Here is a 15,189-nt window from a genome sequence, read left to right on the forward strand (position 1 = left end):
GCTATCGGTCAGCCTCAAAAATCTGGCTTGCTTTCAGAGTGAGATCTGGAAACTCGACTGAGGCAATAGCCCTCTGCAAACCAAATACTCCAACCTCTTGATAGGTCTCACCAGCTAGCGACAGCACCATGACGGTTTGGGCTACGGGGTCAACTAGCCAGTACTCCGGCACCCCAAGGGCTGCGTACTGAGCCCGTTTGGAGACATAATCGCGGTCTCGATTGGTTTTGCCAGGGCTGACAATCTCAACCACCAACCGAGGGGGTGGCATATCACGGGTGATCGTTAACCGCCTCTGGGTCAGTTCCAGATGCTCAGGGCAAAGCACCACCAGGTCGGGGTAGCGGTTGGCCGCATCGTTCGGTTGCAAGACCGGCACTTGCAGTTCTAACGCATGGATTTTGATTAACCGCAGGGGAGCGACGTTGGCCGCGACCAGCAGAAATTGCAGGTAATTAGCCAGCCAATTATTCGGTTCTGACTCGGGTGGCAATTCGACTAACTCCCCACGCACTAATTCAAAACGCCCCTCTAGCGGCGTCTCATTACTGTAGGCAAGATACTCCTCAAAGGAAGCGAGCTTTACCTTTGCCTGGGTCATAGCCTTTTCCCCGCAGACGTTGTTCTCATCCTAGCGTGCTGCATGGCTTTACCTAACCCCTGGACTGCCCTGCCTACCCCCCGCATAAAAAGCTTTTAGTTAACTCGGCCCAAATGACCCAATATTCAAAGATCCAAGCCAACCTACGGCAGACGTTCATGGTCTACTTAACCAAGCAATAACGTAGACTCAACGCTCCTGACCTTGATGAGAAATCGCTGGAGCCGTTGCACAAGGGCGATGGCGTTGCTGAAGTCGCAACATTTCAGCCTGAAACCGCTTCAGATCAACTATAGTCAGGTTTTCCAAGGTGACAGTATCACCCTGAGCCTGCAAGATAGCGCCCCGTTCACGGGCCTCTACAGTCAGCTGCGGCCCCTCAGCGGCTATTCGATAAATTTGCCCCTGTACCCAAACTTTGGGATCTACTGTCGAACGTTTAACGGACACGTTTCCTCGCTCTGTCTGATAGGCGTGGGCCAAGATACTCCAAGCCTGGCGTACAAACGCTTGAATCTGATCCGCTGAAATTGCAGGATTATAGACTGCTGGAGCCTGGACACCTGCGTTTTGTTTCTTTTGAGGTTTGCCCCCGGTCAGGACGTGATGGTTCTCACTAGCTATAGTCTGGATAGACTGCTTCATATTGCTAGGACACAGCTCTTCATACACCTGCCGGTCTAACTTCCACACACGCTTCCAAGCGCTGGTCTCCCCCCCAGTAAAAACTGCCGCCGGGGTGCAACTGGCCGGATCAGTAATGCTCTCCATAATTCGCTCCACCCGCTCAGCGTCAATTCCCAAAGCAGCCCCCGCCGCTCGCACCAACTCCTCGGCATTGCCGCTAATCAGTACCCGATTTTGGGCGGCCCAGTTCTCCCAGCCATAGAACTCACGCAGGGCGTAGGTTAGCGAGTGCGATCGCGATTCTAATGGACTATCCCCATGCAGCACCGCCTGGGCCTTCGCTGTGGCCAAATCCTCCAGCCGTAAGACTCCCGGTTGAGCAGGCTGAGACTGGATTCGAGGTCGAGACTGGCGGAATAGGCCTTGCTCTCTTCGACCACTCACTGGGTACAAGCCGACCGCATCCAACCGCTCCACCCAAATTGGCGGCACCCGCTGCACATTGACATAGGCATTCCCACTCGGGCCAATCGTCGGCGCGAGCACCGTGAAGTGTCCCTGCCCTAGAGCCTCTCCCATGTGCTGTCCACCCACCCCATCCAGTGAGAAATTGGTAAAGCTCTTTTCGTAGGCTCGCACTGCCAGCCGCCAGCCGCCGCTGTGGGTGCGCTCGGTAAAGGTTTGCTGTAAGAGCGGGTATTGGCCCAGCCAATCGGCGATCCGCTGGTCACAGGCCTGCTGCGAGTCAAACTGCTTCACATCCACATCAATCCAAACGATGTTGTGCCAACCGCCCAGGGTGCCAATGCCGTTATCGGGGTTAGCAAACCAGGTCTGAAGCTCAGCCTGAGTCGGCATCCGATTTTGATACTGGGTGTGCCGGATCAGATGGGGAATTCCACGGCTGTCCACATAGCTAGGATTCTTGCCGGTAAAGGCAGGCACCAGAGCCCCTTCTTTGTCGCGCTTTAGGCTGCCATCCCGGTTTCGGGCCGGGTAGCGAGTCGGGTCTTGGGCTGGGGCAACGGACAGCGGTGGCAGCCCCTGCGATCTCAGCCAGTCAAACGTGGCGCGAAGGGCTGGGTTCATCGGCTTGACCCGCTGGGGTTTGAAAAATCCATTCCATAGGGTGAACAGTGCCCGTGACCAGTTCCAGACGGTTGACTGTGAGCTGCTGGTTCACCAGGGCATAGACCAACACCCCATCCCAAAACATCTCCAGGCGATCGGGTTCGTGCTCCGCCGTCCACTCCACATCGAGCTGCATTTCGTCGCTCTCCACATACACGGCCTTTTGCCCATCACACAAAATCACGATGGACTGGGGGCGGTAGTCGGCGGGCAAGGGGGCCAGGGTCATCATCGTTCAAGTCCTGCTGAAGTCGGGGTGGGAACACGGTCTGATTCTAGGCGCTGCACAAATCGCTGAAACCGCTGGCAGTCTTCAGCCGTCACCACCGTGCGTTGAATTTTCCCCTGGGCGATTTCCAAAATGGTCTGGGGTTGAGGCGTCATTCTACGGACGGTCAGCCGGTCGGCGGTCTGCTTCAATTCATAAACCTTGCCGCGAAACTGAGTATGGGGGCCTCGGGTCTGCCCGATCGCCGACAAGATTTTCTGGGAGGCTTGGGCCACATATTTTCCCCGTTGCTGCAATGCCTGATATTGGGCCAGATCTTGAGCCATCGCCTGCTGTAGGTTTGGCGCGAGGCCAACACCGTTGCCATTGGCTTGTTTGGTTGAGAGGCCCAACTGCTTGATCTGTTCTAGGTGTAGCGGGTCATGACCTAAATCGCGGGCGGCGCGGTACCAATCGCGCAAGGTGTCTAGGGCTGAACGCGGCAATGGTTCGGGCACAGTCTCCAGTGCTGCATCATCGACCTGTTGTCCCTGAAGGGCTATTGCTGGAACCGTAGGCGCTGGCAATGATCCTGTAGGCTGCGCTGTAATGACCTCTGATGCTGGCGCTGTTGGCTGAGGTTTTCCTGCCGAGTCAGTCCAGGCTGGATCGGCGGTCTGACGACCCTTGTGTCCATTTTGATGCGCCCTGTTGAACTGGTCGAGGTCAAACAGATTTTGCACCTGAAATTCAGGCTCCTTAGACGCTGGTGCGGGGGGCTGGGGTGGAGGAATCGGCTCAACAGGGGCTTGGGTTGGTTCTTCTAGGGCTGTTGGTTCGGGGGGATGATGGGGGTGGATGGCGATTGTCCCTTCTACCTCCGCAATCACCACCTCCCCCTGTTGGGTCAGCCTATCCACATACTTGTGCAAACTCTGCACCGGAAACCCTGCCACTCGTACCCGTCCGAGTTCCTCCACCCCAGACTCCATGCTGGTACCGATCATCTCCAGATGCTCGATCAAGGGCTTAGCCCCGTCGAAAAACGCCTCATAAAACCGCTGATCTGGCGACTGCACCAGCACGATCGCATCGGGATACTGCTCTTTCACCTCCAGGTATTGCCGCATATCGCTCGGCATCTGCGATCGCTCATCCTCCGGTTCTTGTGGGGATACCACTTCTCCTTCAGGCTCTGCCTGGGCTTGAATCTGGGCGGCTTCCGCAAACCCCTGCTGGACAATGTTCTTGGAGAAAATCTGGGCAAAGGCGCGATCCGGCAGCCTCGACTCCCCACCCCGCAGACTCTGCACCGCCGTCTCCTTAAACTCGATGTGGCCCTCAGCCCGCACCCTAAACACCATCTCCGAGTCGATGAACATATCGCCGTTTTGGGTCAGGTAGTGGGTCAGATATAGCTCATCCCCCTGCCGCTCCACCACCAGCGGAATAAAAGGCTCATTCTCAATCCGCAGGTGAAACTCCTGGGATGTCATTACGTCCTGCTCAATCCCCGCATTCCTCAAAAACCGTAGAATCCGCTTCTCCAGTTGGCCCATCGGGGGCAGATTGGGTATAGATGGGGACAACGGAGCTTCAGCCACAGATCTTTCTACTGCTAGTTCTGGCTTGGGTTGACTTGCAGCAGCAGCAGGCACAACCGGCTGAGAAACAACCGGAGGCTTGATCGCCTCCGCCTCTACCTTCTCCAGCGTTGGTAGCGACACCCCCATCAACTGCCGCGCCACCTCCTTAAACTCAAAGGCCGCCAGCGTGTAATTTCGCTGATGCATCACCACCCCCAGCACCCGCTCTAGTCGTTCTGGCGGGATAACGACCTCCATGCGATCGGCTACCGAATAAAAATCCGACCCCGCTGCCGCAATCAAGTCTTCATCCAGGTAGTACCGCCCACCCGACTCCTTTGATTTCGGCGCTTGCAGAATAAACCCCTCCCCCGCCTGCTGGGGCTTTAGCAGCAACAACTCATCAAGGGTCTTCACCGTCCCCTGCCGATTCGTCAGCTCCGTCAGGAACCGAAACACCTGCTGCGGCTCCTTAAACGCCACCGGCTCTTTCGTCAGCTCCGACTCAATATCAAAGCCCTTGGGCATAATCAGCCCCTGGCAAACCTCGCCCTGGTAGTCGGTATAGTTCACCAACTTGCCGTTGGAGTACTTCTCAAACGCCTTGATCAGGTTGCCGGTGAAGATCTGCCGGTTGACCCGCCCCGCCTCCTGCTGCATGTCGAACAGGGAATAAACGCTATTGCCAAACCAGTCTTCGGATTGAACCGTGGCATCGAGCGATCCGCTCCGACCCGTGTTGAACTTCGAGAACGGCACCGTGATTTGCCGTGCCGAATCGGCCACCAAAATCCTCAGCTTCCAGCGATTGGGTGCCGCTGGGCTCCCAGAGCGCTTTTTGGCATCAGCCCCCGCAACCACGCCATAGAGAATGGTCTTGCTGGCTGGGGTCACTAACCGCAGCGGTGTCCCCGGTACAAAGGTTTCGAGCGTGCTGGAGACATGCATGAACTGCTGCTCAATTCGGTCGTTGAGCTTCTCAATCGCCTTACTGTCTTGCTTTTGGGCGATCGCCGCCTGTCGGTAGCGGTTGGTCGCTGCTTCCAAATCAGTTATCGTAGCTGTCACTTGCTGAAGCGCTTTTGCCGCCAGAGCATCCGGATCGTGGGCCTCAACCGACGCTACCTCCGCCAACCCCACCGACTCCCGCACCGCATTGATCGCCTGAAGCTGAGTCAGTGGTTTGCTCTCACTCTTCGCCTCCACCAGCTCCAGATATACCGGCCCCGTAAACTCGCTGGCGGTTTCGCTGTCATCGGCCATCACCTCCATCCGCGCCAGAGGCCGAGCATCGAGATCCAGCTGATCCGCCTCCAGAATGTTCTCCCCCATTGCTCTGGCCTGATCCACCAGGTCGCAGTACTCCGACTCAATCAGGCTGTAGACGGCTTCTTGTTCAGTAATGGGCAGTAGCGGAATCCGACCCGTCACCTTCTTAATCAGGGCAATATCTGAAGCCCCGCTATCCCCCTGGGCAGATGGGAAATCCAGCTTGGCATTGAGTTCTGGATCATCGGCCAGCAGCTCCGTTACCACCTGCTCGCCGTAGGGATTCATAAAATCCACCACGGTGTTGAGCGAGATATCGGTCTCCCGTGCCGCTGTAGTGTTGGCATTGAGATTGGCCATCTTGCGACAGAGGATCGCCCCCGGTCGTTTTTCCGCTGGAAGGTCGCCCATCAACAGCGTGTAGTTGGGCAGCGCTACCTGCCCGGTACGATGCACCCGGCCCAGCATCTGCATAAACACATTGATATCCCGCTCCGCCTGGGCCACAATCATGTGGCGAGGCCGCTGGTCAGCAAACTTCTCCGAAGCATGGAGCGAAATCCCCGTGGAGCCCGAACAGTTGAGCAGAATGACATCGGCATCCCCGGCATTGAACTGGGCCACCGCATCAATCTTGCCCTTAGCGGTGGTCTCCTCCCCCAACCGCACTTTGTAGGCCATGGATCCATCGGCCCCATATTCAATGCCCGACTTTCGCCCGGTGACTTCAGTAACCCGGTAGCCCGCTCGCTCTAACTGCTGCTCGATGTAGTCAATCGGGCTGATGGGAATACCCGTGAAATCACTCTCGCGAATACAGTCCAGGGCTTCTTCGTAGACCAGAACCCCCTCAGCTCCGAGTTGGTCATCGCTAAGGCGCAGCCGGGTGGAGTGACCCCGATAGTCGGTCACCACCACGTCTCTAGATCGCTCCAGATACCGTTCCAGCAGGTCCCCAAAGGACAAGTTCATCCCGTCCCCAGGGCTCAAATCTTGGGACTCCGCATAGGCCTCGATGAAGCTGCCCATGGTGTTGGCCACCGTAATCACGGGCTTTTCACCTCGGTTCAGGGCCGCAATGGCTTCTTCCACCGTCGCATCTGCCTTTTGGGCCAGCAGACTCTGCTCAATGCAGTTGTGCATCAACGAGGTGAAGTTGGTACTCCTGGCTCCCAGATCGCCAATCGCTCCATCCTGCCCCAGGGCCTTCGCTTCTGCCTTGGCCTGATCACTAATCGCTTTCACCGCCTTCTGCTTAGCCCGGTCAAAGTCCTTAATGGCTCGCATTGCCGCCGAGAAGTCATCGGCTACCTCCCGATCCACCGGCACCGTTTTGGCTTGAAACGAAATGCCCTCATAGGAGCGCTCGCGGCGCAGCATCTGCCCGGAGGCGACAAACTTGCTGGCCACAATTTGCTGAAGCGGTACCCCACCCCGCGTCAAGATATTCTCCAGCGCCGTCATGCTGCTCACGCCCAGCCGCAGGTCAGTGCGCCGAGCATAGAGATCCATCACATCGGCCCGTTTGGCGTAGGTCGCCGACGAGTAAAACACTCCCGAAGACAGGTCGATCAACTCCCGCACAAAATCCGCCCGATCCGGTGGCCCCGCTTCTTTCCATCCCCCTTTACTGCCCCCTGCCTGGTGGGCCTCGTCCAAGATCAAGATGGCATTTGGAGCCATCCGTCTGAGGAACGTGCGCCGTAACGGTTCCTTCTTTCCTACGGTCTGAAGCTGGCTGTAGGTGGTGAACACCGCGCTGTAGCGGCCCAGGTTCCCCCGCTGAATCATCGCCTGCATTTCCGCCTTCTGCTTGGCGGCCCCGGCAGTTTTCAGCGCCGCCCCATTGGCTAGCGGAATCTCGGTGCCGCTATCGGTGATGAAGGGCGAAAACCGCCGCATCCCGATATCCCCTACATCGCGCATCATGTCGGCATAGAGGGGTTTGTCCTTAGTTATGAATAGGGCGATCTTCGCCTGCTGCTGGGCATAGCGCATGATGCTGGCACAGATGCGGCCCTTGCCAATGCCGGTCTGGTCGCCCGTGATGAACCCGGCTCCCCGCTCGATATTGCTGATCGCCAGTGCCGAGGCATCCACCTGCTCAGCGCTGAAGTATTGATGCAGCTCCGCCACAGAACCATAGCCCAGGCGGGTGACCAAGTATGTATCAATATCGCCCTGCTGCTGCTCAAATCGCTCCAGTGCCTGCTGCGCTGCACTGGCCATATTGAAAGGGATCAGGGTCTGGGTCGAAAAGCCCTTGCTTTTGGGCACATAGGCCACTTGCCGGGGCTGGACATCATACGTGTCTGCTGACGGAGCCACAGCCTCGCCGGTTGAAAGAGGAGTATTCATGGTGATTTCCGAGTGAGGTTCTACAGGCTCAGTTCGGCCAGCCATGCCTCTAGCGTGGTCTCGTCGTGCAGGCTGATCCAGTCCAGGTAATCCGGGTAGCTGGGGGTTACGGGTGTTACCGGAAAGCTCCCCCCGTAGTGGCGCAATCGTTCCTGAAACCGCCAGTTCCTCCGAATCAAGGTCTCCGCCCACTGCTGCCGCCAATACTCCAGGTCGTCGTCTGGCTCCAGTATCGGCGTGTGCTGAACCGGGTCCAATTCGCTGAGGGTCGTGGCCAGCCCTTGTTGCGTCTCGATTTGGGAGGTTTCCGAGACCGAGTCCTGGATCATTCTGTCCAACCGGGTTTGCATCAGCTGCAGGTAAGTCGCTTCGTTCAGCTGTTCCAGCTGTGGCGGCACCTTGACGATGAATAGCGTTCCCAGGCCCTCCAGCGTCCAGAGGTTGGGAAAGCTGGGGTACTGGCTGATCATGAACGGATACGTCCAGGGAGATACGGGCGTGGTGGATAGGTTCATGGGGAATCAACTCCTTAAGTTCAGCAAACGACTTGTAGATAACCGGGACATCAGCGGCAGGTAACGGGCGTTCAGACCGGCCTCGGCCTTCAATCACAATCAAATCAATCGGAAAACCCGCGCCCTGTTTGCGGTACAGGTCACCCCAAATGGAAATGTGTTGGGTAACGGCGTACTGCTGGTACAGGGCATAAAAGAAGCCTCGACTTTCCAGGGTGTTGTAGCGCTCAGACCGCAGCTCTGCGTCTACACCTAGCTTGCCGCCCATGATCAGAACGGCGCGACCATCGTCCTTCATCGCTCCTAGAGCTTGGAACGAGATCGCCTGATCAATCTGAGTCGTCCCCCGCAGGTTGCCCGGCAACCTGAACCGTTTACGCTGCCCTTGTGCATCTCGCACCACGCCAAAGGGTGGGTTGGCGATCACCACGTCATGCAGACGATCCGGCTGATACTCCGCTGCATCCCACTCCGTGACGCGGTACCCCTGAGCCTGCAAGTCAGCGGCGCGGTCTGGATTAAGTTCATTGACGCTCACCTGGGCAGGGTCAGTTCCCACCAGCAATGCGCCGTGCCCAGCCGAGGGTTCGTAGACGGTGGTTTCGGGAGTAATGCCCGCCAGTGTAGAGGCCAAAAACGCGATAGGAATCGGCGTACTGTAAGCTTGCTGCAACACACTGGTTGAGGAGCGGACGTTTAGGGCTGGCTGGCGATCGTGCAACTCGATCAGCCGATCATAGGTGTCGTGAGTTGTGGCCGAGGTTTGAAGGATGCCCTGGGCTGCTCGCACCACTGCCCCCTCCACCGCTTCATCCACCTGCTTCGCCAGGGCTGTACCAGGGTTGACTGGCGTGCCCAACACCAGCGCCGCCTGTTGTCGGGCGGCGGTAATCGTCGTAAACCCTTCACCCCCCAGAAAGTGGGTAGTGAAGTGGTTCACCATCTGCTGTTGGGCGTCTTCTACCATTCCTACTCACCCATGGCCATGCCCACGGCGCGGCTGCGTTGTCGGCTGTTTAAGGGCGTCACTTTAGCCGGTTGGTGCCGCTGCAAATCCTGGCTGAGTTCCCGGTCGATAAAGCGAAAGTAGGCCACATCCTTGGACGTGAGATTAGACCTGATTTTGCCGTTGTCGATGCTGAGAATCTGACCCCGCTCCCCCGCCTGAATTTTCAGGCTGTTGGGGGTCTCCTCAATCCGGTACTGGCTGCCCCCTTGGAAGACCCGCTTGCCCTGTACGTTGGGACGGCTGCCGGTGACATCGAGCAGTTTGCGGGCGGTTTTCGCTAGCGCCAGGGCCGTGAGATCACGGGTGATGCCCATGTCGCCCGCTGGTGCCAGGTTGCCCAACTGCCGTACCCGCATAGGAGGATCTGGGGACAGACCATCAATCCCCTGAATCTGAATTTGCTGGCGGGCTTTCATAAAGTCGGCCTCTTGGGAGGCCACCATGTCGTTTTTAAGGATGTCCAACCCCCATCGGGTTTTGCGGGCCGTCATCAGTTCAATGCCCTCGCGGTCTGAAACGGTGACCATGCGCCCCTTGGAACTGATCACATAGTTCTCCGCCACATAGAAGCCTCGACCAGGGCTATAGGCGGTGCCGTACTTCTGAAGCAAGTCCACCGCCGTGGAGGCGACCTGCCGACTGCGGATATTCGCTGCCAGGGCTACCACCCGTTCGGTCAGCTGCTGGGATGAGCGCTGCATCACCCGAGTGGTCTGCTGCATCCATTTCTGGGTAGCTTTTTCGACCACCTGCTGGTTCTGGCGCTCCATCACGTCGAGGATGGAGACTACCCTGGGTGAGGCCATAGCCAGAGGCTGAGCTGCGACTCGGGTGGGCGCAGGCTGACTAGCCGGTGGTAAGTTTCCTGGTCCTGGCTCTAGAGAAGACTGGGCAGGCTTGACCTCCTGTAGTAGAGAAACCTCAGGTTGCTCTGCTGCTTTGATCGGAGACACGGGCACAGGAGCGGGAGACACAGCATCCCCGGCTCCAGGCGGAACGGCTGCTATTGACTCCTCATGGGAGGCTTCCGCCTGAGACACTTCCGCCTGAGGCACTTCCGCCTGAACAACTGGATCGGGCTCTAGTCGGTTGGTCTCAACTGACCCCTTGCTCATCCGATAAACCAGTTCATCTCCAGCCTTGATATTGATCGTCCCTTTGGCTCCAGTGGTCGCTTCAGCGCCCGCCTGCGGAGGCGCATCTACCGCCGCCTGGAGCAGCTTCAGCGTATTGGCATTGAGCTTGTTGACGGAGTCTTTATCGGCATAGCCTTCGCGGTAAACAATCTCGCGGCCCATCTTGATCTCGATGGGCTCAGCGGCGGATTGGGGCAAAGCTACGGCATCCCCAGGCTGAGCATCTGGGGCATTACTCTCAAAGTCTTGCTCCTTTTGCCGAGCCGCCTGGAGCCGCTCACGCAGCATCTGAATAAAGGCCTGTACAGCCTCGGCGGTTGATTGAGCCGTGGCCGCTGCCATTTCGCTAGAGGCCAGGGTGGTGTGAGCATAGTCCTGCTCGATTTGCTTGGCTTCTCCGGGGTTCACTACAGCTTGCATGGTTCCTCCTTTAGGGGGTCTAGTCCTTCTAGCTCCATCAGGGGCATGATTTTGATGCGGTTAATCACCTCCAGCCCTTGAACCGAAAAGTAGGCGGTGTCGCCATCGATCAACCACTCCACCAGGGTTGGCGTGTAGTCGATCTCCACATCGGCGCACTGGGCTTGAATCCGGCCATCCCGCCAGTGCAAAACCGTCACATCGTCGTACAGCACCTCAATCTCGCGGGGCACATAGTCCGCACCCAAGGTCGGCTGATCTAATACCAACGCCAGATCAGCAGCGATGTTGGGGTAAGCCAACAGGGCGGTGACCGTATCGACAGGCAGCCTCGCCCGCAGGGTTTGGGCCAGCATGAGATCAGGGGATTGAATTGTTGTCGTCATCAGAGGTCTCCTAGAGCAAACTGCTGTACTTATCGATCAGGCCAGCGGGGTCAGGGTAGGCCGAGTTGACCGGGGCCTGGGGCTCCGGCAGCATGGCTTCTACCATCTGTCGTCGCTTTTCTAAATCAGCGGCAGTGGGCATCTGCTGGGGGCTGCGGCGCACCAGGCGAGCATGGATCTTGGTCCACAGAGCTTCGCTGCCCTCGCTGGCTTGAATATCGGCCTTGGGAATTTTGATCGCCTGTTGGATAGGAATCGCAGCTTCCCCTCGGGAGGTAAAGCCAGGGTTGATCAAGATGCATTTGCCCGGTGGTAGGCGGAGAAACTGGCTGGGTTCAAACAGCTTGCGGGTGCGCTCCTGGTCGGAGATGGTGGTGCTGGATTTGCCCCCGCCACGATTACGCGACTTTTGCTTGTGCTGAATTTCTTCGTCCCCCAGGAAGTCGGAGAACATACGGGCCGCTTCGTATTCCTGGGGGTTGAAGACCGCTTTGGTGGCGCAGGCTCCCAAGATGGCGCGGGCTAGCTCGCGACCGTAGGTTCTCTCCAGCTGAACCAGGTTTTGGAAGCCGAGGATGACCGCCAGCCCATCCTCTCGGTTCTCGTTCAGCCACTGCACCAGGGTGGGCAGGTAGAGGGTAGGCAATTCGTCAATCGCGACAATCAGCGGATCTTGCCGCCGCTGGGCCACATTGCGGGTAACTAGCATGTGCAGCACCGTGGCTACCAGCGGCCCCACCACGTCCCGCCGCTCCCGATCCATCCCTAGAATCAGCAGCTGCCTACCGGTCAGGTCTAAGGGTATGGAGGTTTGACCGCAGAAGGCTCCCAGCACTCCTTCTTTCATAAAGCGGGTAAAAGTCTCACTGGCGCTACCCACAATGCCGCTAGCGGTTTTCTCGGCATCCTTGACCCCAATCAGCTGGTTGAAAGACACCCGAATCCAGCTATTCATGCCGTGGGCCGCCGCCACTCGGTTGCCTAGGTTAGTCAGGCCCAGTACGGCCTGGGCGGTCATGATGTCGGGATACTGGGTGGACTTGGCCAGCATTAACAGCGCTTCTGTCAACTGATCGCCAGCGGCGGCGAAGAAGCCATCCTCGGTGCTCTGGGTCATCAGCCGAAAGTTTTTGTTCAGCACCGTGGCAATTTGCCGCGCCATCTCGGCATCGGACTCGCTGCGCAGAAAGTCGATGGGGTTGCACACCTCGGATTCAGGAAAGCCAGGGGCTAGCACTCGCACGTCGTAGCCCAGTTTGGCGGCGTAGGCGGCATGGCGAGCACTTTGGGTCGGGTACTTAAAGTCGTACATTGCTACCGGTAGACCCTGGTCAAGGGCGGAGCGGATCAGCGGATCGATGACGCTGAAGGTTTTGCCGGAGCCTGGCCCACCACAAACGGCGATGCCCCGCTGGAGGTCGGGCAGGTATAGAGACCGGGCATCTTGCTTGCGGGTAGGCTTGCCAATGTAGAGGGAAACCGCGTTGCGCTTGCGCTCTTGAATTTGCCGCACCGCACGCTTGCGGGCGGCGGATTTTTCTTTGCTGCCACCAAAGCGGCTGGTGGCAAGCTTACCTTTCTTGCCTTGGCTCATCAGCGAGAAGGCGGCAATCAGAACGACACAGCCGAGCAGGGTGAGCCCTTGGCGGGACTGGAGTGAGGTCACCAGCTGAGAAATGGATTGAGTAGAGGTGGAATCCACCTGACCCAGAATTGAGGGGTGTTCGGTGTAGTAACGCATCAGCGCAGCACCTCATAGCTATTGGGTGGTAGCTCAATGCCCAGTTGCTCCAGTGCCCAGAGGTATTCCTCAGGAAACTGGCTGCGGGTGCCCTCGGGTGCCGCCGTTAGATACTCGGTCAACTGCTGCTGGTAGGCGTCGCGTCCGCCCTGTTCTTGCAGCACTTGGGTGTAGCGCTGAAGGGCTAACTCGCGAGCAAGGTTCAGCGGGATATAGTGACTAAGCACCGGGTCATCCTCCGGCAGCAGCGACCGGCAGGCAGCTTGGGTGTCCAGGTGAATCAGCACTTCCTGGTAGGTCTCGCCTTCACCGGCCCCGATTAGGAAGTAGCTGCCGGAGGCTGTTTCAACTAAGCCCCATAGTTTGGTGGCCTGAGTCTGGGGGGGCAGGCAGTCGTAGACCGCTTCGGGAATGGGGTCTGATGCCCGAGCCAGATTGAGGCCCACAACAGAAATTAGACCGACCAGCAGGAGACAGAGGCCTGCAAGACCAGCAAATACAGCGCGGTTAAGTCTCATCGCTAAACTCCTTAACTGAGATAGTTCATGGGGTTTTGGGGCTGGCCGTTCTGGCGCATCTCAAAGTGCAAATGCGGCCCTGTTGACCAGCCGGTGCTGTTGGCACGACCGACCGGATCGCCTTGGGCGATGATGTCGCCCGCTTGGACAAAAAAGCCTTGTAGATGGGCGTAGTAGCTCTCTAAGCCATTGCCGTGATTGACGATAACGAGCCTGCCGTAGCCGCTGGTAAGGGAACCGCTGATGCCAGCGAAGGTGACTTGTCCGCCGTCAGCCGCTCGAATGACGGTGCCGGTGGGAGTGCCAAAATCGGTGCCGCTGTGGAGACGGCGATCGCCATGAATTGGGTGAGTGCGATAGCCAAAACTACTGGTGATGCCATAGCCCGGTGCGGGGTGAATAAACCGTCCAGTAGCAGTACCTGGAGAGCCTGAAGCTCTTACGACAGGTGCTGGGTTGGGTTTAGGTTCGCCGGTCTGCGGGTCAATCCCTTTCGCCGTAGCGGCGTCGGCTGAATCGGTGGTCGAAAGGCCTTCCTTGATTTGTCCCAAGAAGACCATGCCCTCTTCCTGCACCGGTAGCCAGGGAATGGGGCCGATGAAGTAGGGAGTGCAGCCCAAGTCCACAAACAGGTTGCGAACGCACATGCGAAAGTACAGCCCGGTTTCAGCGGTGCCGGAGGCCTCATCGGTGTCGAGCACCGCCACTTTGAACGCATTGCCAAAGGGATGGCGACCGGTAGGTTCAACCCCACCGTTGGCGGCGGCCAAGGCCCCGCGTCCGCCGCGCACCTGCTGGTACTTGCCAGAGACCCACTGGGTGCCTTCCACCAGCGTGGGCTGACCAATTTCCAGGTGGGCGCAGTCAGCCTCACAGGGGACATTGAACCCCTCCACATAACTGCCGCTGATCGTGTTGGTGCGGTTGCCTTCCGCCGCGCCAAACACCACATCCACTTGGCCTACCACCACACCCTGCTCCACGATGGGGTTGGGGAAGTCGGCGAAGGGGACATCGGCGAGACCTGGCACCTGGTCGATAACGGACTGCTGCCAGTCGCGGAAGCTCTCCAGCGGAGCCTCTATCAACCCTGGAATATCCCCTAGTCCGTACTGCTCCAGGTCGAGGTCTCCCAGGCTGAGCCCAGCCAAGGCTTCATCTTGGAGCACCTCGGCGATCGTAGTTTGCGGGTCTACTTCCCCCTTGAGCAGGTCAGCGATCGGGGCCACCGACTCTACCGGGAGGTTGGCTAAATCCGGCACAGCTTGCACCAAGTCCCCCAGGGTTTGCCAGGCCACCAGGGCAAAATCTGCCAGTCGTAGGGCAGGCCAATCCAGCCCCACCAGGGCGGCGATTTCATACAGCGAGAACTGCTGGAGCTGGAAGCTCTCCTGAAAATCACCCAGCTGCATGTACTGGTCAGCTGTTTGACCAGCCTGCCAGACCCGCGATGGGTCGTAGCCCAGCAGACGGATTAGATCTGCCGGAGCCTCGAAGGAGCCCGACTCTAGCACCGCAGGTAGGGTGCGTAGGGTAATCTGCGCCCAATTAGGTTTGGTGCCTAGAATTTGATCCTGAATCATGGGCACAGGTGTTCCCGGTTGGAGGCTGGAGTGGGCCGGTTGCACCCGCCAGCTATGGAGCGCGATCGCCAAAATTAGAACAAGAATTCCGATCACAGGCC

General features: G+C 58.2%; 9 protein-coding genes. All 9 read right to left on the reverse strand.

Annotated features, from left to right (window positions below; translation table 11 throughout):
* Nucleotide 1: 1 nt before the first annotated feature.
* Nucleotides 2-601 (reverse strand): Uma2 family endonuclease, encoded by a 600-nt coding sequence (locus tag ACQ4N7_RS12070; RefSeq protein ID WP_035985556.1) that lies wholly within the window; start codon nucleotides 599-601, stop codon nucleotides 2-4.
* Nucleotides 602-790: 189 nt separating this feature from the next.
* Nucleotides 791-2,317, reverse strand: a complete 1,527-nt coding sequence (locus ACQ4N7_RS12075; protein ID WP_035985558.1) for a bifunctional DNA primase/polymerase — start codon at nucleotides 2,315-2,317, stop codon at nucleotides 791-793.
* Nucleotides 2,289-2,591 (reverse strand): hypothetical protein, encoded by a 303-nt coding sequence (locus ACQ4N7_RS12080; protein WP_035985560.1) that lies wholly within the window; start codon nucleotides 2,589-2,591, stop codon nucleotides 2,289-2,291. Before ACQ4N7_RS12080 ends, ACQ4N7_RS12075 begins: the two co-directional genes overlap by 29 nt.
* A complete protein-coding gene (locus ACQ4N7_RS12085; RefSeq protein ID WP_430711780.1) occupies nucleotides 2,588-9,262 on the reverse strand; it encodes a strawberry notch C-terminal domain-containing protein in 6,675 nt (2,224 codons plus the stop codon). Before ACQ4N7_RS12085 ends, ACQ4N7_RS12080 begins: the two co-directional genes overlap by 4 nt.
* A 2-nt stretch (nucleotides 9,263-9,264) precedes the next feature.
* Entirely contained in the window at nucleotides 9,265-10,860 is a 1,596-nt protein-coding gene (locus tag ACQ4N7_RS12090; protein ID WP_156119691.1) for a hypothetical protein, read from the reverse strand.
* Complete coding sequence (locus ACQ4N7_RS12095; RefSeq protein WP_156119692.1) at nucleotides 10,848-11,246, reverse strand: hypothetical protein; 399 nt, start codon at nucleotides 11,244-11,246, stop codon at nucleotides 10,848-10,850. The genes ACQ4N7_RS12090 and ACQ4N7_RS12095 overlap by 13 nt, the downstream gene beginning before the upstream one ends.
* A 10-nt stretch (nucleotides 11,247-11,256) precedes the next feature.
* Nucleotides 11,257-12,987: a type IV secretory system conjugative DNA transfer family protein gene (locus tag ACQ4N7_RS12100; RefSeq protein ID WP_081972543.1), complete on the reverse strand. Its 1,731-nt coding sequence runs from the start codon at nucleotides 12,985-12,987 to the stop codon at nucleotides 11,257-11,259.
* On the reverse strand, nucleotides 12,987-13,505 hold the full coding sequence (locus ACQ4N7_RS12105) for a hypothetical protein (RefSeq protein ID WP_106919981.1): 519 nt from the start codon (nucleotides 13,503-13,505) through the stop codon (nucleotides 12,987-12,989). The genes ACQ4N7_RS12100 and ACQ4N7_RS12105 overlap by 1 nt, the downstream gene beginning before the upstream one ends.
* Before the next feature lie 11 nt (nucleotides 13,506-13,516).
* Nucleotides 13,517-15,184 (reverse strand): M23 family metallopeptidase, encoded by a 1,668-nt coding sequence (locus ACQ4N7_RS12110; RefSeq protein ID WP_430711781.1) that lies wholly within the window; start codon nucleotides 15,182-15,184, stop codon nucleotides 13,517-13,519.
* Between the last annotated feature and the right edge of the window lie 5 nt (nucleotides 15,185-15,189).

The organism is Nodosilinea sp. AN01ver1 (assembly GCF_050565655.1).
Classification (GTDB): Bacteria; Cyanobacteriota; Cyanobacteriia; order Phormidesmidales; family Phormidesmidaceae; genus Nodosilinea.

Excerpts from the sequence above, each read along its gene's own strand:
- ACQ4N7_RS12100 (WP_081972543.1), bottom strand. The coding sequence starts at position 12,987 with ATGCGTTACTACACCGAACACCCCTCAATTCTGGGTCAGGTGGATTCC.
- ACQ4N7_RS12085 (WP_430711780.1), bottom strand. The coding sequence starts at position 9,262 with ATGGTAGAAGACGCCCAACAGCAGATGGTGAACCACTTCACTACCCAC.
- ACQ4N7_RS12105 (WP_106919981.1), bottom strand. The coding sequence starts at position 13,505 with ATGAGACTTAACCGCGCTGTATTTGCTGGTCTTGCAGGCCTCTGTCTC.
- ACQ4N7_RS12070 (WP_035985556.1), bottom strand. The coding sequence starts at position 601 with ATGACCCAGGCAAAGGTAAAGCTCGCTTCCTTTGAGGAGTATCTTGCC.
- ACQ4N7_RS12090 (WP_156119691.1), bottom strand. The coding sequence starts at position 10,860 with ATGCAAGCTGTAGTGAACCCCGGAGAAGCCAAGCAAATCGAGCAGGAC.
- ACQ4N7_RS12080 (WP_035985560.1), bottom strand. The coding sequence starts at position 2,591 with ATGATGACCCTGGCCCCCTTGCCCGCCGACTACCGCCCCCAGTCCATC.
- ACQ4N7_RS12075 (WP_035985558.1), bottom strand. The coding sequence starts at position 2,317 with ATGAACCCAGCCCTTCGCGCCACGTTTGACTGGCTGAGATCGCAGGGG.
- ACQ4N7_RS12095 (WP_156119692.1), bottom strand. The coding sequence starts at position 11,246 with ATGACGACAACAATTCAATCCCCTGATCTCATGCTGGCCCAAACCCTG.